The organism is Micromonospora coxensis, assembly GCF_900090295.1.
GTDB lineage: Bacteria > Actinomycetota > Actinomycetes > Mycobacteriales > Micromonosporaceae > Micromonospora > Micromonospora coxensis.
On the sequence record NZ_LT607753.1, the window covers coordinates 5346057 to 5370416 of the forward strand.

The 24360-nt window shown below is 75.0% G+C and carries 19 protein-coding genes, 2 tRNA genes and 2 pseudogenes; 10 read left to right on the forward strand and 13 right to left on the reverse strand.

The features are described 5' to 3' along the window. Both GA0070614_RS24385 and GA0070614_RS24390 read right to left on the reverse strand, forming a co-directional pair. Positions 1 to 657, reverse strand: a complete 657-nt coding sequence (locus GA0070614_RS24385; protein WP_157745075.1) for a hypothetical protein — start codon at positions 655 to 657, stop codon at positions 1 to 3. A 165-nt stretch (positions 658 to 822) separates the two neighbouring features. Next, positions 823 to 1062 carry a DUF6458 family protein gene (locus tag GA0070614_RS24390; RefSeq protein ID WP_088978143.1) on the reverse strand — a complete coding sequence of 80 codons (240 nt, stop codon included), beginning with the start codon at positions 1060 to 1062 and terminating at the stop codon, positions 823 to 825. A gap of 162 nt (positions 1063 to 1224) precedes the next feature. Here GA0070614_RS24390 and GA0070614_RS24395 point away from each other — a divergent pair. Further along, positions 1225 to 1297, forward strand: a tRNA-Gly gene (locus GA0070614_RS24395). A gap of 9 nt (positions 1298 to 1306) precedes the next feature. Beyond that, a tRNA-Val gene (locus GA0070614_RS24400) sits at positions 1307 to 1381 on the forward strand. Positions 1382 to 1433: 52 nt separating this feature from the next. Here the strand turns inward: GA0070614_RS24400 and GA0070614_RS24405 are convergent. Both GA0070614_RS24405 and GA0070614_RS24410 read right to left on the reverse strand, forming a co-directional pair. After that, on the reverse strand, positions 1434 to 4097 hold the full coding sequence (locus GA0070614_RS24405) for an MXAN_6230/SCO0854 family RING domain-containing protein (RefSeq protein WP_088978144.1): 2664 nt from the start codon (positions 4095 to 4097) through the stop codon (positions 1434 to 1436). 262 nt (positions 4098 to 4359) lie between these two features. Continuing rightward, positions 4360 to 4956: a hypothetical protein gene (locus tag GA0070614_RS24410; RefSeq protein ID WP_088974259.1), complete on the reverse strand. Its 597-nt coding sequence runs from the start codon at positions 4954 to 4956 to the stop codon at positions 4360 to 4362. A gap of 820 nt (positions 4957 to 5776) precedes the next feature. Here GA0070614_RS24410 and GA0070614_RS24415 point away from each other — a divergent pair. Continuing rightward, a complete protein-coding gene (locus GA0070614_RS24415; RefSeq protein WP_088978145.1) occupies positions 5777 to 6781 on the forward strand; it encodes an NAD-dependent epimerase/dehydratase family protein in 1005 nt (334 codons plus the stop codon). Positions 6782 to 6897: 116 nt separating this feature from the next. On the opposite strand, the gene GA0070614_RS24420 is transcribed toward GA0070614_RS24415, so the two are convergent. Next, positions 6898 to 7899: an Acg family FMN-binding oxidoreductase gene (locus tag GA0070614_RS24420; protein ID WP_088978146.1), complete on the reverse strand. Its 1002-nt coding sequence runs from the start codon at positions 7897 to 7899 to the stop codon at positions 6898 to 6900. 187 nt (positions 7900 to 8086) lie between these two features. Between GA0070614_RS24420 and GA0070614_RS24425 the strand changes: the two genes are divergently transcribed. Beyond that, positions 8087 to 8725: a response regulator gene (locus tag GA0070614_RS24425; RefSeq protein WP_088978147.1), complete on the forward strand. Its 639-nt coding sequence runs from the start codon at positions 8087 to 8089 to the stop codon at positions 8723 to 8725. A gap of 59 nt (positions 8726 to 8784) precedes the next feature. Here GA0070614_RS24425 and GA0070614_RS24430 read toward each other — a convergent pair whose 3' ends face one another. Both GA0070614_RS24430 and GA0070614_RS24435 read right to left on the reverse strand, forming a co-directional pair. After that, positions 8785 to 10455 (reverse strand): sensor histidine kinase, encoded by a 1671-nt coding sequence (locus tag GA0070614_RS24430; protein WP_172892625.1) that lies wholly within the window; start codon positions 10453 to 10455, stop codon positions 8785 to 8787. A 92-nt stretch (positions 10456 to 10547) separates the two neighbouring features. Beyond that, entirely contained in the window at positions 10548 to 11558 is a 1011-nt protein-coding gene (locus tag GA0070614_RS24435; RefSeq protein ID WP_088978149.1) for an Acg family FMN-binding oxidoreductase, read from the reverse strand. Between the two features lie 189 nt (positions 11559 to 11747). On the opposite strand from GA0070614_RS24435, the gene GA0070614_RS24440 reads away from it, so the two are divergent. Further along, a complete protein-coding gene (locus GA0070614_RS24440; RefSeq protein ID WP_088978150.1) occupies positions 11748 to 14102 on the forward strand; it encodes a heavy metal translocating P-type ATPase in 2355 nt (784 codons plus the stop codon). A 48-nt stretch (positions 14103 to 14150) separates the two neighbouring features. On the opposite strand, the gene GA0070614_RS24445 is transcribed toward GA0070614_RS24440, so the two are convergent. The 6 genes from GA0070614_RS24445 to GA0070614_RS24470 all read right to left on the reverse strand — a co-directional run bounded on the left by GA0070614_RS24445 (position 14151) and on the right by GA0070614_RS24470 (position 21122). Next, positions 14151 to 15011, reverse strand: coding sequence for a universal stress protein (locus tag GA0070614_RS24445; protein WP_088979638.1), 861 nt, complete (start codon positions 15009 to 15011; stop codon positions 14151 to 14153). Positions 15012 to 15042: 31 nt separating this feature from the next. Then, the gene (locus GA0070614_RS24450; protein WP_088978151.1) at positions 15043 to 17445 is read right to left on the reverse strand and encodes a phosphoketolase family protein; all 2403 of its coding nucleotides are present in this window, start codon (positions 17443 to 17445) and stop codon (positions 15043 to 15045) included. A 126-nt stretch (positions 17446 to 17571) separates the two neighbouring features. Beyond that, positions 17572 to 18402: a universal stress protein gene (locus GA0070614_RS24455; protein ID WP_088978152.1), complete on the reverse strand. Its 831-nt coding sequence runs from the start codon at positions 18400 to 18402 to the stop codon at positions 17572 to 17574. A 150-nt stretch (positions 18403 to 18552) separates the two neighbouring features. Beyond that, positions 18553 to 19380 (reverse strand): oxidoreductase, encoded by an 828-nt coding sequence (locus GA0070614_RS24460; RefSeq protein ID WP_088978153.1) that lies wholly within the window; start codon positions 19378 to 19380, stop codon positions 18553 to 18555. Further along, positions 19377 to 19940: a TetR/AcrR family transcriptional regulator gene (locus GA0070614_RS24465; RefSeq protein ID WP_088978154.1), complete on the reverse strand. Its 564-nt coding sequence runs from the start codon at positions 19938 to 19940 to the stop codon at positions 19377 to 19379. The genes GA0070614_RS24460 and GA0070614_RS24465 overlap by 4 nt, the downstream gene beginning before the upstream one ends. 396 nt (positions 19941 to 20336) lie before the next feature. Next, positions 20337 to 21122 carry a PP2C family protein-serine/threonine phosphatase gene (locus GA0070614_RS24470; RefSeq protein WP_088978155.1) on the reverse strand — a complete coding sequence of 262 codons (786 nt, stop codon included), beginning with the start codon at positions 21120 to 21122 and terminating at the stop codon, positions 20337 to 20339. Between the two features lie 236 nt (positions 21123 to 21358). On the opposite strand from GA0070614_RS24470, the gene GA0070614_RS24475 reads away from it, so the two are divergent. The 5 genes and pseudogenes from GA0070614_RS24475 to GA0070614_RS24490 all read left to right on the forward strand — a co-directional run bounded on the left by GA0070614_RS24475 (position 21359) and on the right by GA0070614_RS24490 (position 24343). After that, a complete protein-coding gene (locus GA0070614_RS24475) occupies positions 21359 to 21595 on the forward strand; it encodes an HTH domain-containing protein (protein ID WP_088978156.1) in 237 nt (78 codons plus the stop codon). After that, positions 21595 to 21777 (forward strand): annotated as a pseudogene (locus tag GA0070614_RS31760) (Clp protease N-terminal domain-containing protein); the annotation flags it as partial. The gene GA0070614_RS24475 and the pseudogene GA0070614_RS31760, both read left to right, overlap by 1 nt. A 192-nt stretch (positions 21778 to 21969) precedes the next feature. Beyond that, positions 21970 to 22146 (forward strand): annotated as a pseudogene (locus tag GA0070614_RS31765) (Clp protease N-terminal domain-containing protein); the annotation flags it as partial. Positions 22147 to 22341: 195 nt separating this feature from the next. After that, positions 22342 to 23349 (forward strand): diacylglycerol/lipid kinase family protein, encoded by a 1008-nt coding sequence (locus GA0070614_RS24485; protein ID WP_088978158.1) that lies wholly within the window; start codon positions 22342 to 22344, stop codon positions 23347 to 23349. Further along, complete coding sequence (locus tag GA0070614_RS24490) at positions 23342 to 24343, forward strand: YihY/virulence factor BrkB family protein (protein ID WP_088978159.1); 1002 nt, start codon at positions 23342 to 23344, stop codon at positions 24341 to 24343. Before GA0070614_RS24485 ends, GA0070614_RS24490 begins: the two co-directional genes overlap by 8 nt. Positions 24344 to 24360 lie beyond the last annotated feature (17 nt).

Sequence of the window (24360 nt, forward strand, 5' to 3'; positions counted from 1 at the left end):
TCACCCGTCGACGTGCAGGGCGCCGACGACGGCGTCCGCGATCAGGTGCGCCCGGTCCTCCTCCACCCCGGCCTGCCGGCACCGGGTCAGCACCAGCTCCCGGATCCGGTGTACGTCCACGGGCGGGGCGGGGGGCGCGGCGTCTGCACCGCGAGGCGCGGGCGCGGCCGGCCCGGCCGTGTCGGCGGGGGCCACCTCGGCGTCGTCGGCTCCGGTCGGCGGGGCGGTCCTCGGGGCGGTGGCCTGCTCGGCTCCGGCCCGGGGAGCGGCCTCCGGCTCGATGGCGAGGGCGTCGTCGACCGTGGCGGTGAGCGCGTCCGGCGCGTCGCCGCGCCGCCTGCCGAGGAGGCGGCGCAACCGGTCGCGGACCTCGATCGCGCCGACCGCCTCCAGGGCGAGGTGGCGGACCACCTCCGCGCTGATCCCCAGCACCAGCGGGGTGAGCAGGGCGGCGGCGGCCTCGATGCCGAAGCCGAGCATCCGGTCGCGGCCGTCACCCGGCCCGGTCAGCCGCTCCGGATCCCGCCGGTACGCGTCGCGGACGACGGCGAAGATCTCCGTCTCCTCGGGGGCGACCCGTCCGATCACGCGGCGGGCCAGTTCCTCCGCCGCCTCGTCCTCGGCTGTCAGTAGTTCCGTTTCCCGGCGTCCGTCCACGAGCGGGATCGTACCGACGGTCAGCAAGTGGTGACTGTCAGGTTTCCATCGTGGACCGAGGGTGAGCACGCACGCCGGCCACCGGGGTTCCGGTGGCCGGCGTGGAGTCGACCGATGTGCGGGGCGGCGGACCGTTCAGCTCCGGCGGCCCGGCCCCTGGCCGGGTCAGAGCGGCGGGGCGACGTCCCGTCGCTCCTCGACCCGCCGGTACTCCGCCGGCTCGCTGGTGGTGACCACCGACCGGCGGCGGCCCCAGACCAGCGTGGTCATGATCAGGCCGAGGAGGCCGGCCGCCATGAGGATCCAACCGACGACGTCGAGGTTGACGCCGCCGACGTTCGCGTCCAGCGCGAAGGTCAGGATCGCGCCGACCGCGAGCAGGAAGATGCTCGTTCCGATTCCCACGACAGCCTCCTTCAGGGGGATGTGGTGTGCTGTCGAGGAGAGTCAGTACCCCGTCGGTGACCAGCGCAATCACATCGGCCGGACGGAAACGGCGGGGCGCGCGCAGAGGCGATCTTGGCATCGGGTAGAGTTCTGTCCGTCGCCGGGGGAACCGGGCGGCACGCGGACGTAGCGCAGCTGGTAGCGCATCACCTTGCCAAGGTGAGGGTCGCGGGTTCGAATCCCGTCGTCCGCTCTCGACCACGGGCGATTGGCGCAGTGGGAGCGCGCTTCCTTGACACGGAAGAGGTCACTGGTTCAAACCCAGTATCGCCCACCAGACCGCGAGGCCCCGGCTCACGATGAGCCGGGGCTTCTGTCGTACCCGGGGGTCAGTCCACCGGCGCGAGCTGCGCGACCAGGTCCGCGGCGGTGTGCCGGCGGACCCGGGCGGTGTCCAGGCCGTCGGGGTGCAGCGCGTAGACCCGGGCCGCGTCGCGCACCGGGGCGTCACCGCGCACCAGCGCCGCGAACGTCGCCGGCTGCGGCTGCCCGGCGGACGTCTCCTCCGCCGGACCGAGGTGGGTGAGCCGGGCGGCGAAGTCCCGCAGGCTCTCGCCCGGCTGGCGGTGGTAGGCGCGCACCCCGTCGGCGCGGACCTGCACCAGGTCGGCGCGGGCGGCGGCGTGCCAGCACGCCACCTCCCACAGGCTGGGCCGGAACCCGCCGTCGAAGTACCCGTCGGCGGCGATCGCGAGCTGACCGAGCCGGTGCGAGTAGTCGGCGACGCTGTGCGTGGCGCCGCTGCCGGCGAGCGTCACGTCGAGCCAGCGCATCCGGTACCGCTCCAGGTCCACCAGGAGTGGGGTGGCGACCTTCTCCGCGCCGGTCAGGTCGAAACGCTGCTCGACGCGCTGCGGCTGGAACGGCGCGCCGCCCCGCCGGAAGGGGCCCCGACGGGTGCCGTCCGCGCCGGGCGGCTCGCCCATGAACCCGGCGAACGCGTCGGTCATCTCCTCGAACGCCACGTCGTTGTAGCTGAACACGACCATGACCAGGTAGCGGACGCCCGCGGCGCGCAGCCGGGCCACGTCCAGGTCGACGAACTCGCTGGCGCCGAGGGGCGCCGGCGCCGAGGTGAGGTCCCCGGAGTGCACCGCGGCCTGCCCGGCGAACCGCAGCCGGGTGTAGTCGCAGAGCCCGACGAACCGGCCGGTGTCGTCGTACAGGGCCACCGACAGGTCCAGGTCGACGCGGGTGCCGGCGGGTTCGGTCCAGTGCAGGAAGAGCCGGACCACCGCCCCGGACGGCAGCGGCTGGACGCTGCCCCGGGGCAGCGCGACCAGGGTCGCCGAGGCGGTCCGCTCGGCGAACGGCGCGACCAGGTCGGCCAGGCCCGCGTCCAGGACCGCCACCGGGGTACGCGGCCGCGCGGCGGCCCGGCGCAGCAGCTCGTCGGTGAGCAGCGCCTCCAGTTCCCCGCCCAGCGCGGCGGGGAGACGCTCCCGCCGGTCCGGCTCGGTCCACAGCCGCGCGCCGCCGGCCGCCGGGAAGTACAGGCGCGGTCGCGGGCCGTGGGTCGCCGCCCGTACCGCCGACAGCGCCGCCAGCAGCACGCCGGGCGCGACCCGGCTGGCGGCGTCGGCGACGGTGAGCAGGAAGGCGGTCTCCTCGCCGGGCCGGGCGGCGAACCGGGCGGCCAGCATCACGGTACGGCGCAGCAGCTCCCCGGGACGCCGGGCGAGCAGGGCGAGGGCCCGTTCGTGGTCACCGCCGCGCAGCGCGGTCTCGGTGTGTGCGCGCCAGCCCCGCAGCCGCAGTCGGCCGTCGGGGGTGCGCGTGAGGTCGGGGTGGGCGTCGGCGAGCGGGCCGAGCGCCACGCCCAGCTTCGAGGCCGGGTCGACCACCGTACGGCGGAGCACGGCGAAGCCGAGCGCGGCGTGCGGGTGGCGGGCCGGTTCCTCGAACGGGTGCAGGTTCTCCGCCGTGCGCAGCCAGGCGTCGCGGTGCCGGTGCAGGTCCTCGACCAGGGTGGTGAGGGGCAGCGCGTCCAGCCGGGCGAGCACCAGCCGGCGTAGCCGGCGCGGCAGCGAGGTACGCCGCCGGGGCGCGCGGGTCAGGTGGACGTCGCCGCCGTCGCGCAGGTACAGCAGGCGCAGCAGGTCGGTGGCGGTGGTGACGTGCCGGGCCAGCAGGTCGGGCAGCCGCTCGGCCAGGCCCGGGTCGGCGAGCAGCCGGTGCAGGACGTGGGCGCGGGTGGCGCGCACCTCGATGGTGTCGGGCAGCCAGCCGAGGTCGGCGTGGCCGATCCGGTCGAGCAGCGCGTCCAGGTCCGCCGTCTCCTGCGCGGTGAGCGGGGTACGGCGGGCCAGCAGGGCGGCGACGGCGTCGTGCAGGTCGTCGTCGAGGTGCTCGGAGAGTTCCAGCAGCACCCACCGCCGGGGCAGGGCGGCGGTGTCGACCGGCTCGCCACGCGGCACGGTGCGCCCCGGACGCCAGGTGGCCTCGTCCAGGTGGGCCAGGGCGTGACCGGTGCGGCGGTGGCAGATCGGGCAGGCGGTCCAGGTCTGCAGGTCCCAGCAGGCGGCGCAGACCGGGTGCGCGCACGGGTCCACCGGATGCACGGTGCCGGCCTGGCCGCAGAGTACGCAGGTGGCCTGCAGCGGCTGGGTGAGCAGGGCGAACATCCGCAGCACGTACAGGTCGTCGGTGCTGGCGGGCACCCGGCTCGGGAAGTTCCTGAACAGCGGCAGGTGCGGCACGTGCGCGCCGACCAGGGAGGCGAGGCCGGTGAGCAGGGCGGAGCCGAGGGCGGCGAGCCGGTTCGGCTCCTGCCGGCACAGGTACGCGCGCAGCCGCGCCCCGACGACGTAGCCGAGGCTCAGCGCGTCGGCCTCCAGTGCCCGTACGCCCGTCTCGGCGGGGAGGGGAGCGCCGCGCTCACGCCGCTTCGGCCCGGCCAGCAGTCCTGGCGCGACCAGGCCACGGCGCAGCAACGCCAGGGCGGCGGGGTCGGTGGCCGGGTGGGCGGGGCGGGTGAAGCGGACGAGGCGCACGGTTGACTCCGGCGTGGGCGAGGGGCGGTCCGGCCCGACCCGTCGGTGGACGCGGGCCGGTGGATGAGGGCGGGGACGGAGAGCGGACGGGCTAGACCATCCAGAGTGGGAAGAGAAGGAAGCACGCCCTGGAGCCGCCCCCGCCGTCCGCAATCTAGAGATCACCGGGTGGCGCGGACAAGTGGTTATCCCGGTTCTGCCGGTGGATACGCCGCTGGCCGGCACCCCGGTTCGGGGTGCCGGCCAGCGTTGTGTGGGTGGGTCAGCTGTTCCAGTGTTCGGCGACGAGGTCGGCGGCCTGCTGCTCCCACTGGGCGTAGTGGTCGGGGTAGGCCGAGACCTGCACGGTCTGGGCGGCCTCGGTCAGCGGCATGTCCTGCCAGCCGTCGACCTGCTTCAGACCCTTCAGGAACGCCAGGGTGGAGTACTCGGGGTCGGTGATCTGCTCGACCGTGCCCCAACCCGAGCTCGGGCGCTGCTGGAACAGGCCCTGCGAGTCGTGATCGTTACGCTCACCCAGGTGGCCGAGGTTCTCCAGCTTCGACTCCTGCAGCGCCGTGGCGATCGACACCACCGCAGCCCGCTCGTCCATGCCCGCCTTCTTGGTGGCGGCGATGATCGCCTTGACGTTGCCGACCTGCTCATCGGACAGGTCGATACGCGACTGCGCACCCTGCACACCGTGCGGAATCAGCTTGCCCTTGTCCACGGCCGGCTTGTCAGCGGCCATGACAGCGACGGTCTTCACATCGGCAGCCGGGGCGGCGTGCGCCTCGGTCACCGGACCGGCGAACACACCACCGGCGAAAGCCAGACCAGCAATACCCAGAACGCTCTTACGAATGATCATGGTGTTCATAGCAAAGCTCCATCCGGGGGTCGACACACACGCGTCGCCGGGGGACGACACCGCATGCGGGGCACCTCGACAGGCGCTCACACAACAAAGGGGGAAAGTCGATGTCCGGCTCCTCGCGAACCCGAGGGGTTCGCGGTCACGCCAAGCCCGGGGGGGCTTGCGGCGCCGGGACCATGTGTAACGACCGGCGGGCCACCAACATTCCGGGCCCCGCACCCCCGGGCCAGGCCCCGGGATCAGGGCCGTGCAGCCGGGTGTGCTGCTGCGATCGTCCAGAGAATGTAACGACCCCGCCCCCGCCACCATTCCGCCACCCGAGTGCCCCCGACCACAGGACCCCGCACACCAACCAGGCACCAACCGGACACGCGGGCCACCACCCCGGCACCCCTGAACCGGACAACCAGCCCCAAACTGACCGACCCGCACACCACCCTCGGGTGCAGTCGATGTCGCCAGGACAGCAACAACCGCACCCGAAACCGGCCAACCAACCGCGTGACCCGAGGCGAACAGCCCGGCCCGCGTACCCGAAACGGACACCACGGACCTCCGCACGCGCGGACGACGGCCGACCACCGACGCGCGGCGGACGTCGGGCGCGTGACCCGGGGCGAGCACCCCGGCCCCCGTACCCGAAACGGACACCACGGACCTCGCACGCGCGGACGACGGCCGCCCACCGACGCGCGGCGGACGTCGGGTGCCTGGTCCGAGGCGCACACCCGCGCCCGGCGCCCCCGGGTCTTCTGCCGAGGGCAGATCCGCTGCCGGTGAACACGGGTGCCGCAGCGGCCCCGGGCGGGACAGGCTGGGACGCATGAGACTCCTGGTACTCGGCGGCACGGGCTTCGTCGGCGGCGCGGTGGTGACCGAGGCGGTGCGACGGAACTGGTCGGTGACGGTGTTCAACCGTGGGTTGCACGGGGCGGTCCCGGAGGGCGTACACCGGTTGCGGGGCGACCGGACGGCGCGCGACGGCCTGGCCACGCTCTCCGGCGGCGAATGGGACCTGGTGGTCGACACCTGGGACGGCGCGCCGCGCGGCGTCGGCGACGCGGCCCGCGCGCTGGTCGACCGGGTCCGGCACTACGCCTACGTCTCCAGCGGCTCCGTCTACGCCCACCCGCTGCCCCCGGGCGCGGGGGAGGAGGCGCCGGTGGTGGACGCGGCCCCGGACGCCGACGACGGGGACTACCCGCACAACAAGGCGGGTGGGGAACGGGCGGCGGTGCAGGTCTTCGGCGACCGGGCGCTGCTGGTGCGGGCCGGGCTGATCCTCGGCCCCGGGGAGGACATCGGCCGCCTGCCGTGGTGGCTGCACCGCGTCGCCCGGGGTGGGGACGTGCTGGCGCCCGGCCCGGCCGACCTGCCGGTGCAGTACGTCGACGTGCGGGACCTCGCGGCGTGGACCCTGGACCGGGCCGTTGCCGGCGTCGGCGGGGCGTTCAACGTGATCAGCCGCACCGGGCACACCACCATGGGTGAGCTGCTGGCCGCCGCCGTCGCGGTGACCGGGTCGGACGCCCGGCTGCGCTGGACCGACCCGGAGCCGATCCTCGCCGCCGGGGTGGTGCCCTGGAACGACCTGCCGATCTGGGTGCCGCCGGGGCACGAGTACCGCTGGTTGCAGGAGCGCGGTGTCGACAAGGCGTACGCGGCGGGGCTGACCTGCCGGCCGGCGGCCGAGACGGTCGCCGACACCTGGGGCTGGCTGCGCCGGGTGGGGTCGGTGCCGCCGCGGGCCGGCCGGCCCGCGCGGGTGCCGGTCGGGCTCGATCCCGAGCGGGAGGCGGCGCTGCTCGCCGCCCACCACCCGGCCTGACTCGGGCGGTGGTGCGCCGGTCCCGCGACGGACGGGGGCGCGGGACCGGCGCACCACGAGCGGCACGACGAACAGCGCCACGGGTCGCAGCGACGCCGACCGTGCGGCCCGTCCGGTCAGCTCGGCGTGGGCAGCCCCGCGGCCGGCGCGACGGAGACCGGCAGGTCCAGCACGTCGTCGATGTCGCGCCGGGGGGTGGCCACCCCGGGCTGGCCGTACCCGATCCGCATCACCATCTGCGGGGTGCCGAAGCGCCCCAGCGACAGCCGCAGCGCCTCCCGCGCGCCGGGCACCTCGATCGGCTGGGAGAGCATCGAGACGCTCAGCCCGGCGTCGGTCGCGGTGAGCAGCACCCGTTGCAGGGCCTGCCCGGCGAGGATCTGGTCGGTGGTGGTGTTGCCGGCCGACCCGAGCACGGCGACCAGGGGCTCCGGCTCGAAGTCGCGGCCGGGGGCCCGGTTGCGCCCACCGAAGCCACGCATCGGCAGCAGGTCCTGCGGTTCGCTCTGCGGGCCGCCGGCCGCCGTCGGCACCCCGTCGGGCGAGGGCTCACGGCGGATCCACTCGGCCCGCTCCTGCCGGTAGCCGGGGTCGCGCTCCAGCACCCGGTGGGCGCTGCGGGCGATCTCGGCGAAGGCGTTGACCGCGGTGGTCCCGATCACCAGCTCCAGCCAGCACTGTTCGGCGCGGGCCGCCTCCCCGAGACGCCACCGGGCCTCCGCCGGCACCGGGTCGGGCCAGAACGGGGCCCGGTTGCTGAACCGGCGGGGAATGGCCGCGTACAGGCTCCGCTCGGCGGGGGTCGGCGGTCGCGGTGTGTCGGGCACGAGCCGGGCCACCACGTCCGGCTCCGCCGGGTACGGCCGCAGCCGCACCGTCGCCGGCGTGCCGGCCACGGCGAGGGACAGCCGCAGGTTGAACAGCGCCGCCCCGCACGCGATCCGGGCGCCCCAGCCGCTCGGATCGGTGGCGGGCAGCTGCCGCGTCCGGTCGACCGACAGCTCGATCCCGCCGTCGCGGAGCCGCAGCCGCCACGGCTGCGTGTTGTGCAGGGAAGGCGCGCGGACAGCGTCCGCGGCGGCAGCGCGAAGCTGCGCGACGGTGTAGCCGGCGTCCATGGCGATGCTCCTTCCGTGGCGGTCGTGCCGCCCCCCGGTGGTTCATCTCCACACTCCGTCACCAGGAGGTACGTCGGGCAGGGCCGGAGGGCCCGACCGCCCGGGCACCCCTTCCCGATGGCCGGCGCGTCGAGGTAGGGACCTTCGGCCCGTGCATGAGCCACCCCCCGACGGGTAGAAACGAGGGATGATCCGGGTGTTCCTCCTCGACGACCACGAGGTCGTCCGTCGTGGCCTTGCCGACCTGCTGCAGAGCAGCGGTGACATCGAAGTGGTCGGCGAGTCCGGCTCCGCGCAGGAGGCCGCCCGACGCATCCCGGCGCTGCGGCCCGACGTGGCGATCCTCGACGCCCGGCTGCCCGACGGCAACGGCATCGACGTCTGCCGGGACGTCCGGGCCGTGGACTCCTCCATCAAGGGCCTGATCCTCACCTCGTACGAGGACGACGAGGCGCTCTTCGCCGCGATCATGGCGGGGGCGGCCGGGTACGTGCTCAAGCAGATCCGCGGCACCGACCTGGTGGACGCGGTGCGCCGGGTGGCGGCCGGCCAGTCGCTGCTCGACCCGGCGATCACCACCCGGGTGCTGGAGCGCATCCGCAGCGGCGTGGAGCAGCCGCGTGAGCTGAAGACGCTCACCGAGCAGGAGCGCCGGATCCTGGAGTACGTGGCCGAGGGGCTCACCAACCGGGAGATCGCCGGCAAGATGTTCCTGGCCGAGAAGACGGTGAAGAACTACGTCTCCAGCGTGCTGGCCAAGCTGGGGCTGGAGCGGCGCACCCAGGCGGCGGTGCTGGCCACCCGGCTGCTCGGCAAGAACCACTGAGCACCCGCCACCACTGATCGTCCGACGCGCCGGGGGAGGCCCCCGGCGCGTCGCCGTGCTCAGTCGCGCAGGGGCACGCACCAGAACAGTTCGGTGCCGTGCGGCTCGACCGGGCGCACCTCGAACTCGCCGCCGTGCCGCTCGGCGCGCTCGCGCAGGTTGACCAGCCCACCCCGGGCGGCGGCCGGATCGCAGCCCACCCCGTCGTCGCTGACCGTCACCGCGACCCGGCCGGCGTCCACCCGTACGGCGACGGCGACCCGGCTGGCCTCGGCGTGCCGGACGGCGTTGGAGAGCGCCTCGCGCAGCACGGCCGCCAGGTCGGGGCGGACCGCGTCGGGCACCGCGCTGTCGATCGGCCCGTCCAGGTCGAGGGTGGGGCGGAAGCCCAGCGACTCGGCGGCCACGTCGACCGCCTCGCGGATCTCGGTGCGCAGCGCCGCGCTCATCGGGGTACGCAGCTCGAAGATGGTGCGCCGGATGTCCCGGATGGTGGCGTCGAGGTCGTCGACGGCCGCGTTGATCCGCTTGGCGACCTCGGGGCGGGCGTTCATCGCGCCGCTCTGCAGTTGCAGGCCGGTGGCGAAGAGCCGCTGGATGACCACGTCGTGCAGGTCGCGGGCGATCCGCTCGCGGTCCTCCAGGACGACCAGCAACTCCCGTTCCTCCTGGCCCCGGGCCCGCTCCATGGCCAGCGCCGCCTGCCCGGCGAAGCTGCCCAGCAGCTTCACGTCGTCCTCCGACGCCCGGGCGGCGTCCGGACGATGGGCGATCACCAGCACACCGTGCAGGGTGTCCGCCGCGGCGAGCGGGGAGACCACGGCCGGCCCGCCCACCACCGGCGTCGGCCACGGGGCGGATTCGGCCAGGTTCTCCACCAGCTCGTGGCGGCGTTCGGTCACCGAGCCGGCGAAGGTGGTCTCGGTGGCCGGCAGCACCGCGCCCACCAGTCCCCGGGCCGCGCCGTCGGCGTCGTCGACCACCTCGACGGTGAACTGGCCGGCGTCCTCGTCGTAGAGCAGCACCACGGCCAGCTCCGCCTCGGCGACCTCCCGGGCCCGGCGGGCCACCAGGGTCAGCGCGTCGGTGCGGCGGACCTCGCCCAGCAGCACCGAGGTGATCTCGGCGGTGGCGGCCAGCCACCGCTCCCGCCGGTGGGCCAGCGCGTACAGGCGGGCGTTCTCGATGGCCACGCCGGCCGCCGCGGCGAGGGCGACGACGATCTCCTCGTCGTCCTCGGTGAACTCGGGGGCACCCTGCTTCTCGGCGAGGTAGAGGTTGCCGAACACCTGGTCGCGGATGCGGACCGGGACGCCGAGGAAGCTGTGCATCGGCGGGTGGTGCGGCGGGAACCCGTACGACTTCGGGTGCTGGGTGATGTCCGGCATGCGTACCGGGCGCGGGTCGTCGATGAGCAGACCGAGCACGCCCCGCCCGTGCGGCAGGTCGCCGATCTTCGCGTGCAGCTCCTCGTCGATGCCGTGGATGATGAAGTCGTGCAGCATGCGGTCCGGCCCGATCACGCCGAGCGCGCCGTAGCGGGCGCCGACCAGCTCGCAGGCCGACCGCACGATCCGCTGCAGGGTGCTGCGCAGGTCGAGGTCCGACCCGATGCCGACCACCGCGTCGAGCAGGGCGCGCAGCCGCTCCCGGCTGGTCACCACCTCGCCGACCCGGTCCAGCATCTCCTGGAGCAGTTCGTCGAGGCGGACCCGCGACAGTGGGCTCAGGCCCAGCGACGGGGTGGGGTGCTCGTAACGGGGATTCGGTGCGGCGGCCACCGGGCGATGTTACCGCCCGGTGACCGGCCGGCACGAGATCGTCAGGACGGCTGCTCGCGTACCGCGCTGGTGTCCACCACCTGCTCCACCGGCAGCCGCGGGGTGTGCGGCGGGCCCGCGTGCGCCGGGTCGGCGATCCCCAGCCGCAGCACGATGTACGGGTGCCCCAGGCCGCTGAGCAGCTGACGCAGCGTCTGCCGGGTGCCCGCCACTTCCACCACGCCCGACAGCGGCACCACGGAGACGCCGAGCCGGGTGGCGGTCAGCCAGAGCGCGGAGAGCGCCTCGCCGGCGCGCAGCCAGCTGTCCGGCTCGTCCTCGTCGCCGTAGAGCAGCGCGTACACGGCGGCCTTGTCGTGGCCGGGGCCGACCGGGAGGGTGCCGGCGCGACCGAAGTCCCGGCCGGGCACGGTGGTCTGCGCCTGCTGCGCGGGCAGCACCTCCGGCGGCAGGCCGGTGCCGGTGCCGGCCCGGCTGGTCCAGTACAGCAGCTCCTCGCGCAGCTGCGGGTCGTCGGCCTCGACCGCGCCGGCGTGCCCGGCCGCCGCGGCCAGCTCCATCACCTGGTCGGAGTCGAGGATCTGCAACTGCGCGCCCTCGTCGGTGGCGGCCCGGGTGATCTCACCGAGCGCGCTGGTGGAGACCGGCTCGTCGCTGACCGGACGCCGGTCGGTGTGCCGGACCTGCATGCACTGCACCATGCGCATGGCCTCCGGCTCGGCGGCGGCGCGGGCCAGCCCGGTCAACCGGGCCAGCAGGTCCGGCTGCGCCGGGTCGGGCAGCCGCTCCACGACGGCCGTCCAGCCCTCGGCGGTCAGCGCCAGGCGGGCGTGGTGCAGCGCCGCGCCGCAGCTGAGCGCGAGCAGCCGGCCCTCCGGGTCGGTGGCGGTGAGCTGGCGGTCGCGGACCACCCGCAGCTCCAGGGCGTCGGGCAGCACCCGCCACCGCCAGGGCTGGGTGTTGTGCACCGACGGGGCGTAGCCGGCGGTCGCGGCGGCCTCCGCGAGCGCGGTGGTCAGCGGACGGTCCTGTCCCGGCGTCTCGTGGCTCATCGTCACGACCTTTCCGTTTCTCCCCATCGTGCCCCAGCCCGACGGTGCCGCGGGCGGGGTTGTCGCTCCATCCTGCGTGTTGCCCGGATGCGTCGCAGAGTACGCAGCCGAGGCGTCGTCGGATGTGTCGGCCCGCCCGTTTCCTCCGGATCGCTCCGGGCCGGCCGGCAAGCCTGCGACGATCCACGGGTGGGTGCCGATCCGCGTGGCTGCGTACCGGAGAAGCCGGTCGCGCGGCACCGGGTGGACTGGCGCGAGTGGCTGCCGCTGACCCTGCTCACCGTGGCGGTGCTGGTCGGCGCCGCGCTGCGGGTCGCCGGCCTGCGCGGCGCCGCCGACCTGGTCTGGGCCGGGGTGACCCTGGTGGCGCTGCTGCCGGCGGCCTGGGCGGTGCTGCGCCAGCTGGCGCGCCGGCAGTTCGGGGTGGACGTGATCGCCGTGCTGGCCCTGGGCGGCGCGCTGCTGGTCCGCGAGTACCTGGCCGGGGCGGTGATCGCCGTCATGGTCGCCACCGGCCGGGCCCTGGAGGAGTACGCCCAGCGACGGGCGACGCGCGACCTGCGGGCGCTGCTGGAACGGGCGCCCCGGCAGGCGCGCCGGCGTACCGCCGACGGTGGCATCGAGGTGGTCCCGCTGGACCGGATCGCGGTCGGCGACCGGCTGCTGGTCGGCCCCGGCGACGTCACGCCCGTCGACGGGGCGCTGGAGGACGCGGCGACCCTCGACGAGTCGGTGGTCACCGGCGAGGCGCAACTGGTGCAGCGGTCGGCGGGGGAGCAGGTGGCCAGCGGCGTGGTCAACGCCGGAGCGGCCGTCGGGCTGCGCGCCGTGCGCAGCGCCGCGGAGAGCACGTACGCCGGCATCGTCCGGCTGGCCGAGGAGGCGACCGCGCGCAAGGCCCCGATGGTCCGCCTCGCGGACCGGTACGCGGCGGCGTTCGTGCCGTTCACCCTGGTGCTGGCCGGCGCGGCGTGGCTGTGGTCCGGGCAGTTCGTCCGGGCGGTCGCGGTGCTGGTGGTGGCCACCCCCTGCCCGCTGCTGCTGGCCACCCCGATCGCGATCGTGTCCGGGCTGTCCCGGGTGGCCCGGCGCGGGGTACTGGTCCGCGACGGCGGGTCGCTGGAACTGCTCGGCCGCGCCCGTACCCTGCTGGTGGACAAGACCGGCACGCTCACCGCCGGCCGGCCCCGGGCCACCGAGACGGTCGTCGCCCCCGGCGGGGACCGCGACGAGGTGCTGCGGCTGGCCGCCTCGGTCGAACAGCTCTCCCCGCACGTGCTGGCCGCAGCGCTGGTGCGCCAGGCCCGGGACCGGGGTCTGCCGCTGGCCGAGCCGACCGAGGTGACCGAGGAGCCCGGCCGGGGCGTCACCGGGCGGGTCGACGGCCGGCTGGTGCGGGTCGGCCAGCTCGCCGGGGCGCCGCCGCCGTGGGCGGCCTCGGCCCGCGAGCGGGCGGAGATCGCCGGCCGGTCCACGGTCTGGGTGAGCGACGAGCACGGCCCGCTCGGCGCGGTCGTGCTGGAGGACCCGGTACGCCCCGACGCCCGCCGCACCGTCCGTCGGCTGCGCGAGGCGGGGCTGACCCGCCTGGTGATGGTCACCGGGGACCGGCCCCGCACGGCCGAGCAGGTGGCCCAGGCGGTCGGGGTGGACGAGACGCTGGCGCAGTGCACGCCGGAGGAGAAGGTCGCCCGGGTCCGGCAGGAGTCGCAGCGGGCGGTGACGGTGATGGTCGGCGACGGCGTCAACGACGCCCCGGCGCTCGCCGCGGCGCACGTGGGCGTGGCGATGGGCGCGACCGGGGCGACCGCCTCGGCGGACGTGGCCGACGCGGTGCTCACCGTCGACCGGCTGGACCGGCTCGCCGACGCCGTGGAGATCGCCCGGTACGCCCGCCGGATCGCGGTGCAGAGCGCCACGGTCGGGATGGGGCTGGCGGTCGCGGCGATGCTGTTCGCGGCGGCCGGCCGGTTGCCCCCGGTGGGCGGCGCGTTCCTCCAGGAGGGCATCGACGTGCTGGTGATCCTCAACGCGCTGCGGGCCCTGGGCGGTGGGCTGCGCCGCCGCGAGGTGCCGCCGGCCACCCGCGCGCTGCTCGACCGGTACGCCGGCGAGCACACCGGGGTACGCGACGTGCTGGCCGGGTTGCGCGACACCGCCGACCTGGTGGCCGTCCGCCCGGACGCCCCCGAGTGCCTGCCGGCGCTGCGCGCGACGCACCGGCGGCTGACCGAGGAGGTGCTGCCGCACGAGTCGGCCGAGGAGCAGCACCTCTACCCGGCGCTGGCCGGGCCGCTGGGCAGCGCCGAGGCGACGTCCACGATGAGCCGGGGGCACCTGGAGATCCGCCGGCTGGTGGACCGCGTCGGCGCTCACCTGGCCCAGGCCGGCGCCGGGCCGCTGCGCCGCGACCAGGTGCCGGACCTGCTCGCCGCCCTCTACGGGCTGGACGCGGTGCTGCGCCTGCACCTGGCCCAGGAGGAGGAGGACTACTTCACCCTCGACCCCGCCGGCCCCGGCGAAGGCGGGACCGCCCGGGCGTGACCGTGCCCGGCCCCGACGACGGCGGGACCGGGCACGGCAGGCGACGGCTCAGCGTTCCCGGGCCACCACCACCGGGCAGTGCGCGTGCTGGACGAGCTGCTGGCTGACGCTGCCCAGCAGCATGCCCCGCAGCCCGCCCCGGCCCCGGCTGCCCACCACCACGAGCTGGGCGTCCCGGCTCGCCTCGACCAGCGTGGCCGCCGGGTTGCCGGGCCGGACGTCCACCTCGACCGCCAGGTCGGGGAAGGTCTGCCGCCACCGGGCCAGCGCCTGCTCCACGGCGGCGCGTTCCTCGTCGGCGGTGGCCCCCTCGTCGTGCTCCGACGGCCGCCGCTCACCCCCGACGACCCGGACGACCCGCAGCGGCGCCTCCCGCTGCACGGCGCGTTCCACCGCGAAGCCGAGCGCCACCCGGGACGACTCGGAGCCGTCGACGCCCACCACCACCGGCCCGGTCGCGGCGTCGGCCTGCCCGTCGCGGACCACCACCACCGGGCAGTGCGCGTGGGCGGTCACCGACACGGCGGTGGAGCCGGCGAGCAGGCCGCCGAAGCCGCCGTGGCCCCGACTGCCCAGCACCAGCAGCCCCGCGTCGGCGGAACGCTCCTGGAGCACCAGGGCCGGCGGGCCGTCGAGGACGTCGCCGTGCACGGTCACGTCCGGCCGCAGGGTGGCGGCGTCCGCCGCCGCCTTGCGGACCAGTTCCTCGACCTGCCGGCGGGCGGTCTCGTCCGGCCAGATCCCCGGGGCCACCCCGGGACCGATCCAGCCGGCCACGGTCAGCCACTCGAAGACGTACAGCAGGCGGACCGGTCGGCCGCTGTGCCGCGCCTCGTCCAGCGCCCAGTTCAGCGCGAGGGTGGCGTCGGTCGACCCGTCGTAGCCGACCAGGATCTCGTCTCCGCTCACCGCGCTCACCTCCTGTCGGGTGTCGGTGGGGTCACTGATCGCCGCGCAGCGCCTGGTCCGTCTCGCGGATCCAGCGCCACTCGGCGACCCGGGGGTCGTCCTCGCCGTAGGTGCGGGTGTGGTCGCGGCACGCCTGCCGGGCGTCGACCATCTCCTGGCGCAGGTGGGCGGCGCGCGAGGCGAGCCCCGGCACCCGGTCGATCACGTCGATCACCAGGTGGAACCGGTCCAGGTCGTTGAGCATCACCATGTCGAACGGCGTGGTGGTGGTGCCCTCCTCCTTGTACCCGCGCACGTGCAGGTTGTCGTGGTTGGCCCGGCGGTAGGTGAGCCGGTGGATCAGCCACGGGTAACCGTGGTACGCGAAGATGATCGGCTTGTCGCGGGTGAAGATGGTGTCGAACTCGTTGTCCGGCAGGCCGTGCGGGTGCTCCGACGGCGGTTGCAGGCGCATCAGGTCCACCACGTTGACCACCCGCACCTTCAACTCGGGCAGGTGCTGCCGGAGCAGGTCGGCCGCGGCGAGGGTCTCCAGGGTCGGCACGTCGCCGGCGCAGGCGAGCACCACGTCCGGCTCGGCGCCCTCGTCGGTGCTGGCCCAGTCCCAGATGCCCAGGCCGCGCCGGCAGTGCTGGACCGCCTCGTCCATGCTCAGCCAGTTCGGCGCGGGCTGCTTGCCGGCGACCACCACGTTGATGTAGTGCCGGCTGCGCAGGCAGTGGTCCATCGTGGAGAGCAGGGTGTTGGCGTCCGGCGGCAGGTACACCCGCACCACTTCGGCCTTCTTGTTGACCACGTGGTCGATGAAGCCCGGGTCCTGGTGCGAGAAGCCGTTGTGGTCCTGCCGCCACACGTGGCTGGAGAGCAGGTAGTTCAGCGAGGCGACCGGCTCGCGCCAGGGGATGCCCCGGGTCACCTTCAGCCACTTGGCGTGCTGGTTGACCATCGAGTCGACGATGTGGATGAACGCCTCGTAGCTGGTGAAGATGCCGTGCCGTCCGGTGAGCAGGTAGCCCTCCAGCCAGCCCTCGCAAAGGTGCTCGGAGAGCACCTCCATCACCCGGCCGTCGGCGGAGAGGTGGTCGTCGCCCTCGACGGTGTCGGCCACGAACGCCCGGTCGGTGACCTCGAAGGCCGCGCCGAGCCGGTTCGAGGCGACCTCGTCCGGGCCGAACAGGCGGAACGTCTGCGGGTTACGGGTGATCACGTCCCGGACCCAGGTGCCGAGCACACCGGTGGCGCCGACCGCCGGCTCGCCCGGGGTCTTCACCTCGACCCCGTACTCGCGGAAGTCCGGCAGGTCCAGGTCGCGCAGCAGCCGCCCGCCGTTGGCGACCGGGTTGGCGCTCATCCGCCGGTCACCGATGGGCGGCAGCGCGGCCAGTTCGCCGACCGGCGCGCCGGTGGCGTCGAAGAGCTCCTCCGGCCGGTAGCTGCGCAGCCAGCGCTCCAGCTCGGCCAGGTGCTCCGGGTTCTTCCGGACCTCCGAGATCGGCACCTGGTGGGCCCGGTAGGTCCCCTCGACCTGCTTGCCGTCGACCCGCGCCGGCCCGGTCCAGCCCTTCGGCGTCCGCAGGATGATCATCGGCCAGCGGGGGCGTTCGACGGTCCCGCCGGAGCGGGCCCGGCGCTGGATCTCGGCGATCTCGTCGCAGGCCCGGTCGAGGGTGGCCGCGAGCAGTTGGTGCACCTTCGTCGGGTCGTCGCCCTCGACGATGTACGGCTGGTGCCCGTAGCCGCGCATCAGGTCGAGCAGGTCCTCGGTGGAGATCCGGTCCAGCACCGTCGGGTTGGCGATCTTGTAGCCGTTGAGGTGCAGGATCGGCAGCACCGCGCCGTCACGGGCCGGGTTGAGGAAGACGTTGGACAGCCAGCTGCCGGCCAGCGGACCGGTCTCGGCCTCGCCGTCGCCGATGACACAGGCAACCAGCAGGTCGGGGTTGTCGAAGGCCGCGCCGTAGGCGTGGCTGAGCGCGTACCCCAGCTCGCCGCCCTCGTGGATCGAACCCGGCACCTCCGGCGCCACGTGGCTCGGGATGCCGCCGGGGAAGGAGAACTGCCGGAACAGCCGCTGCATGCCGGTCTCGTCGCGGCTGACCGAGTGGTACAGCTCGCTGTAGGTGCCCTCCAGCCAGGTGTTCGCCACCAGGGCCGGACCGCCGTGGCCGGGGCCGGTGACGAAGATCGCCGAGAGGTCCCGGTCGACGATGACCCGGTTGAGGTGCGCGTAGAGCAGGTTGAGCCCCGGGCTGGTGCCCCAGTGGCCCAGCAGCCGGGGCTTGACGTGCTCGGGCTTCAGCGGCTCACGCAGCAGCGGGTTGTCCAGCAGGTAGATCTGGCCGACGGTCAGGTAGTTGGCCGCCCGCCAGTAGGCGTCCAGCCGGCGCAGCTCGTCTTCGGTCAGTGGGCCGTGCAGGTCGAGAGCGGTGTCCATGCTGCAATAGCCTCTCGCGGGTCGCGGACTTCTGCACCCGGAAGCCTGATTTCCTCCCCGGGCAGCTCCAGCTTCGCCCAGTCGGGCGAAGTGGATCAGGGTCGTTGGTCCCTGGAGCCAGGGGCGTCATGTCCCGTCCTGCGCCGACCCGGTCAATCCACGCACGACGATGACCGGGGTCGGCGCGTGGTAGAGCAGGGTCTGGCTCACGGCGCCCAACATCCCGCGCCACGGCTCGTCGCCCCGGGCGCCGACCACGGCGACCTGCGCGGAGCGCGACTGTTCCACCAGGACGGTGCCCGGGTCGCCGCGGACCGTGTGACACTCGGTGGGGACCGTGGGATGGCCCCGGCCGGCCCGGGCCACCGCCTCGGCGAGCACCTCCTCGCCGACGTCGGGCCGTCCCGGCTCGACCACCCGCACCGCGATCAGCCGGGCCTGCCGCCGGGACGCGCAGTCGACGGCGAAGCCGAGGGCGGTCAGGGCGCTCTCCGACCCGTCCACCCCGACCAGGACCGGTCCGTTCGGCGGTGGCTCACGTCGGGCCACCAGCACCGGGCAGCCGGCCCGGGCGGCGAGTTGGACGGCGGGGGCGTCGGCCGGCACGCAGGCCGCGCAGCCGGCCATGCCGCCGTCGCCGATGGCCACCAGGAACGCCGTCTCGGAGCGGCGTACCAGGGTCTCGACCGGGGAGCCCTCGACGATCTCCGCGCTGACCGACACCGCCGGTTCGACCTCGTTGGCGACCGCCGCGGCCCGGGCGATCAGGTTCTCGGCCTCGGCCCGGGGGCCGACGACCGAGGGCGCCTGGAGGGCGGCCTCCCAGTTGAAGGCGTGCAGCAGGGCCAGGTCGCGGCCGTGCGCGGCGGCCTCCCGCGCGGCCAGCCGGACGACCTGCATGTCCTGCGCGGACGGGCCGACGCCGGCCACCACCGGCGCGCCGGCGGATCCGGTCATCCGGCTCACCTCCCGGGCGTCCCGCGGGGCACGGCCACGCCGTCCCCACCGACGCTAGTCCGGCCGCCGGGCCGGCGGGCGGGGATCGGCACACCCGCCCGCCGGCCCGGCGCGGACGGCCCGGCCGGCTGTCCTGCCGATCGCCCGGGATCAGCGGAACTGGAGCCGGGCCACCGCGTCGAAGACCCGCGCGCCGAACAGCCGGCGGGTGTGCACCATCGCCCAGGCGGCGGCGGTGACCAGGTAGCGGGTGCGCGGACGGCGGGCGGTGACCGCCCGCTCGATCACCCGGGCCACCGTGTCCGGCGTCGCGGCCAGCTTCGGGTCGGCGTAGCCGCGCGCCATCGCCGCGTCGACCGCCGCGGTCATCTTCCGGTACGGCCCGTTCGGGTCGGCGCCGGATCCGAGCGACTCGGCGGCCACCGTGCCGAAGCCGGTGCGGATCAGACCGGGCTCGACGAGCACGACGTCGACGCCGAACGGGCGCACCTCCTGGCGCAGCGCGTCGGAGATCGCCTCCACGGCGTACTTGCTGGCGTGGTAGTAGCCGCCTCCGGGGAAGACCAGCCGGCCGCCCATCGAGCTGATGTTGACGATCCGGCCCCGGCCGGCCCGGCGCATGCCGGGCAGCACCAGCTGGGTGAGCCGGCTGAGCCCGAACACGTTGGTCTCGAACTGGGCGCGGACCCGGTCCATCGACGCTTCCTCGATCGGGCCGTACTCGCCGTAGCCGGCGTTGTTGATCAGCACGTCGATGTGCCCGTGCGCGGCCTCGACGGTGGCGACGGCGGCTCGCATGGACTCCTCGTCGGTGACGTCGAGGGGGAGCAGCCGGGCGCCGGCGTCGGCCAGGTCGGCGATGGCGTCGACCTTGCGGGCGGTGGCGTAGACGATGAAGTCGGGACGGCCGGCGAGCCGGCGGGCGGTGGCCCGGCCGATGCCGGAGGAGGTGCCGGTGATCAGGACGGTGGTGGTCATGCGGGGGCTCCCGGATGGGTGAGGCCGGCAACGAGCAGCGCGACGCCGTCGCGCAGTCGCCGCCGGGGCAGGTCGGGGTCGGTGAGGTCGGCCTCCAGGCCGCGGGTGAGCGCCACCAGGACGTCGGCGACGGAGCGGGCGCGGGGCCCGGCGGCGTCGGCGAGGGCGGCGGTCACCAGGTCGGTCAGCTCCCGGGTGTACGCCTCGGCGAGGTCTCCGGTGAGCTTGGTGCTGGTGTCCAGGAGTTCGGCGGCGTGCCGGCTCTCCCGGTGCAGTCTGAGGGTCAGTTCGAGCTTGGCCGCGAGCACGTCGTGCAGCCGCTGCTCCAGCGGGACGCCCTCGGTGGCGGCAGCCCGCCGGGCCTCGTCGAGCGAGCCGGCGAAGAGCCGTTCGGCCAGCCGCCGGAACGCGTCGTCCTTGTTGCGGACGTACTGGTAGACGGCGGGACGCGACATTCCGGCCGTCGTGGCGATGTCGTCCATCGTCGTGCGCCGCACCCCGTGCCGGGTGAAGCATTCGTACGCGGCGGCGAGGATCGTCTCCAACCGTTCGTTCGACATGCTGACAATACTTGCACACTTTGTCAGAACGTCGAGCGTGTCTCCGGTCACTCCCGAGGCCGGCCCTCTCCCACCTGCGCGGAAGGCCCGGCCAGGGGGAGGGGCGCGCAGGCCAGCCGGACGCGGAGCGTGACTGGCGCGTCGGGGGCAGCAGAGCGAAGGCGGGACTGGCGGCGGACGGGGTGGCCGCGCGCCTCACGGAGTGTGACCGGGGGTGACGGATCCTGACGGCTGGAGCCGGGCGGCTGATCGTCTGCAACTGCCGGGGTGTGGCGCCGGCGGCCTCACCTCGGGTGAGGCCGGATCGGACAGGAGGTGCGCACGGCAGCCCGGGCGTGAGCGGATCGGACCCCGGGCACGGGGGAGGCCGACAGCGCCGGGCGCGGCTACCGGAGGTCAGGGGGCGGGGTGGACCCGCAGGACGGCAGCCGTGGCGTTGTCGTCGCCGCCCTCGGCGAGGGTGGCCGCGAGCAGGGCCCGCACCGCCTGCGCCGGGTCCGGTTCGGCGAGCAGCTCCCGCAGCCGGTGGTAGTCGAGCTGGTCGCTCACCCCGTCGGTGCAGAGCAACCAGGTGTCGCCGGGGCGCAGCGGGACGGCCAGCAGGTCCGCCTCGGGGCGGTCCGGGTGGCCGACGTAGCGCAGGAGCTGGTAGCGGGCCCGGGCCGCCTCCGGGGAGTTCGCCGGCCACCAGCCGTGCAGCAACCCCAGCCACGCCATGGTGTGGTCGACGGTCACCAACTCCAGGACGCCGTCGCGCAGCCGGTACGCCCGCGAGTCGCCGAGCTGGACGATCCAGCCCTGCTCGCCGTCCGGCTCGGCGATCAGGGCGGTCAGCGTGCAGCCGGTCAGCTCGTCCAGCGCCGCGCCGGCCCGGCGTACCCGGGTCTGGGCCTCGGCCACCGCGGCGCGCAGCTCGCGCGCCCCGACGGCCGGCCAGCCGGCGCGGACCCGCTCGACCAGGGTGGCCGTGGCGGTGGTGCCGGCGGTCCGGCTGCCCTCGCCGTCGCCCATGCCGTCGGCGACCACCACGAGGGGCAGTTCCGCATCGAGGTGCAGCACGTCGAAGTTGGCCCGGTAGCGGTTGCCGACCACGGTGCCGCCGGCGAGTTCCAGGCAGATCCGGCCCACGGTCGACCGGCGCGCGGCCTCGACGGGTGCGGCGGCGGAGCGGCGACGGAACACCAGCGGACGGTAGCACCGGTCAGGTCGCCCGCCGGGTGACCGTCGATCGTGTCGGCGGACGCCCGGCCGTGCGGGGCGTGCCGGCGAGCGGGAGGGACGGCAGTCGGCGCCACCGCAGCTCGGCGGCGGGTCTCGGTGGACCGTCCGGCCGGGGGCACCGGGCAGCCGTCGCCGGCAGGACGACCGAATGTCAACCGGGGTTGACAACTGAGGGGTTGTCAACGTAGGTTGACGGCATGAGTCAGGCGACGGAACTCGCGGCGGCAGCCGGCAGCACCGACCCCCGGGTCGGGCTGCGCGCGGTGCTCGCCCTGCGCCGGCTCCTCGAACGGCTGGAGGTGGTCCAGGTGGACAACGCCCGTCGACAGGGCTGGTCCTGGCAGGAGATCGCCGACGCGCTCGAGGTCAGCCGGCAGGCGGTCCACAAGAAGCACGCCGGGCGACCGGCGGTCCGAAGCAGTGGGGAGGCGTGATGTTCGAACGGTTCACCGACCGGGCCCGCACGGTGGTCCACCGGGCCCTCGACGAGGCCCGCGCCGACGGGCGGGGCCCGGTCGGCACGGAGCACCTGCTGCTGGCCGTCCTGGCCGACGGCGACGCGCTCGCCACCCGGGTGCTGGCCCAGGCCGGGGCGGACGCCGCCGACCTGCGCGCCCGGGTCGCCCGGCACACCGCGGCCGGCGCCAGCGGGCTCGGCGAGGCCGACGCGGCGGCGCTGCGGCAGATCGGCATCGACCTCTCCGCGATCGTCGCGCGGATCGAGGAGTCCTTCGGCCCGGACGCGCTGCGCGAGGCCGTGCCGACGCCCCGCCGCCGCTGGGGCCTGCGCCGGCACGACGGGGGACGCTTCTCGCCCCGGGCCCGCAAGGTGCTGGAACTGTCCCTGCGCGAGGCGATGCGGCTGCGCCACCGTCACATCGGCACCGAACACCTCCTGCTCGGGCTGCTCCGCGAGGGTGGCGGGCTGGCCGCGCTGGTGCTCCACGAGGCCGGGCTGGACCTGGACGACCTGCGCCGCCGGGTGGAGACGGCGCTGCGGACGGCGGCCTGAACCCCGGCCCCCGTCGACGCGGAGCGCTCCACCCCGGTGCGGCGGACCGGGCCGCCCCCCGGGGTGGAGCGCCGACCGGTCCTGCCCGTTCCGAAACCTGATTGCGGCGTTTGCAACGTCGGTCACCGTCGGCTCGCTGACCGGGCGGAGTTGCTGCACACTTGCGCCGTGGATGGTGGAGACGACAAGCGCCCGGTGACCGCTGACGACCGTGCGCCGCGCTCGGCGGTGGTGGTGAATCCCACCAAGGTGACCGATCTCGACGAGTTCCGCCGGACGGTGAACGACGCCCTGTCCGCCGCCGGCTGGCCGGCGCCGGTCTGGTACGAGACCACGGCCGAGGACCCGGGCCGGGGGCAGACCGAGGAGGCCGTCCGCGACGGGGCCCAGGTCGTCTTCGCCTGCGGCGGCGACGGCACCGTGATGGCCTGCGTGAGCGGGCTGGTCGGCACCGACGCGGCACTGGCCGTGCTGCCCCAGGGCACCGGCAACCTGCTCGCCGCCAACCTCGGCCTCTCCAACGACCTGGCCGCCGGCCTGGAGGTCGCCGTCGAGCGCGGGATGCGCCGGCTCGACGTCGGCGCGGTCGGCGACCAGTACTTCGCCGTGATGGCCGGAATGGGCTTCGACGCCCAGATGCTCGAGGACACCTCGGAGACCACCAAGGCGCGGATCGGCTGGCCGGCGTACGTCGTCGGGGCCGCCAAGCACCTGCGGGACCGGCCGATGCGGGTCACCGTCGCCATCGACGACAAGCCGCCGCTGCGCCGCCGCGCCCGTTCGGTGCTGATCGCCAACGTCGGCCGGCTCCAGGGCGGGGTACGCCTGCTCACCGACGCCGAGCCGGACGACGGCTGGCTCGACGTGGCCGTGCTCACCCCCCGTACGCTGCGGCACTGGCTCGCGATGGGGTGGGCGCTGGTGCGTCGCCGCGGCAGCGTGCCCCGGATGGAGGTCTTCCGCGCCCGCCGGGTGGAGATCACCAGCAACCGGCCCCAGCCCCGCCAGCTCGACGGCGACCTGATCGAGCCCGGGCGCTCGCTCAAGGCCGAGGTCCGTCCCGAGTCGCTCTGGCTCTGCGTGCCGCGACCCGAGCGCGCCCCGGACCTCGCCGAGGACGCCGACGCGGCGGCGAAGCGCGGCGAGAAGCTGGTCGAGGAGGCGCGCCGTGAGTAGCACCAAGCTCGTCCCCGAGACCCGGCTGATGTCGGAGGAGGAACTCTCCGCCGACGACGCCTGGCACACCCTGCGCCGCCACGGTGGCTGGTGCCTGCTGCGCGACGCGTTCATCCGGTTCCGCTACGGCGACGGGTTCAGCCATTCGCGGGCCTTCGCGTTGCAGCTCTGCCTCGCCGTGGTGCCCTTCATGATCGCGCTGACCGGCCTGATCACCGAGCTGGGCGTCGAGGAGGGCGGCCAGGTCGTGGCGGACACCGTGCTGGCCCTCACCCCGGGCCAGAGCGAGGAGGTGGTCCGCGAACTGCTCGGTGAGGGCGACCGGGTCGAGCGGGCCGGTGAGGTGGCGCTGAGCCTCGGTCTGCTCACCGGACTGGTCACGCTGACCACCACCATGGCCCAGATCGAACGCGGCGCCAACCGGATCTACGGCGTGGAGCGCGACCGGCCCGCGCTGTGGAAGTACGTCCGGGCCGCGATCCTCGCCGTGACCGCCGGCCTGCCGGCGCTGGCCGGCTTCCTCATCCTGGTCGGCGGCGGGGCGATGGGCGACTCCGTCGCGCGGCACTACGAGTGGGGCGACCTGGCCGCCGGCGCGTGGGACGTCGTCCGCTGGCCGTTGAGCCTCGGGTTGACCGTGCTCGCCGTGGCGGTGATCTTCCGGCACGCGCCCCGGCGCAACCAGCCCGGCCTGTCCTGGCTCTTCTTCGGCGCCGGCATCGCCACCGCCCTGTGGTGGGTGGCCAGCCTGCTGCTCGCCGCCTACGTGAAGTTCGGCGGCGGATTCGGCCAGACCTACGGCGCGCTGGCCGGCATGATGGCCCTGCTGCTCTGGGCCAACCTGACCGGCATGGCGCTCTTCGGTGGCCTGGCCTTCGCGGCCCAGCTGGAGGCCATGCGGATCGGGGTGCGGGAGCCGGCCCAACCCGACCTCTGGGAGCCGGAGACCGAGCGCGAGGAGCTCTACGACACCGGCGACATGACCTCGCTCTGACCCGGCGCGCGGCGCCC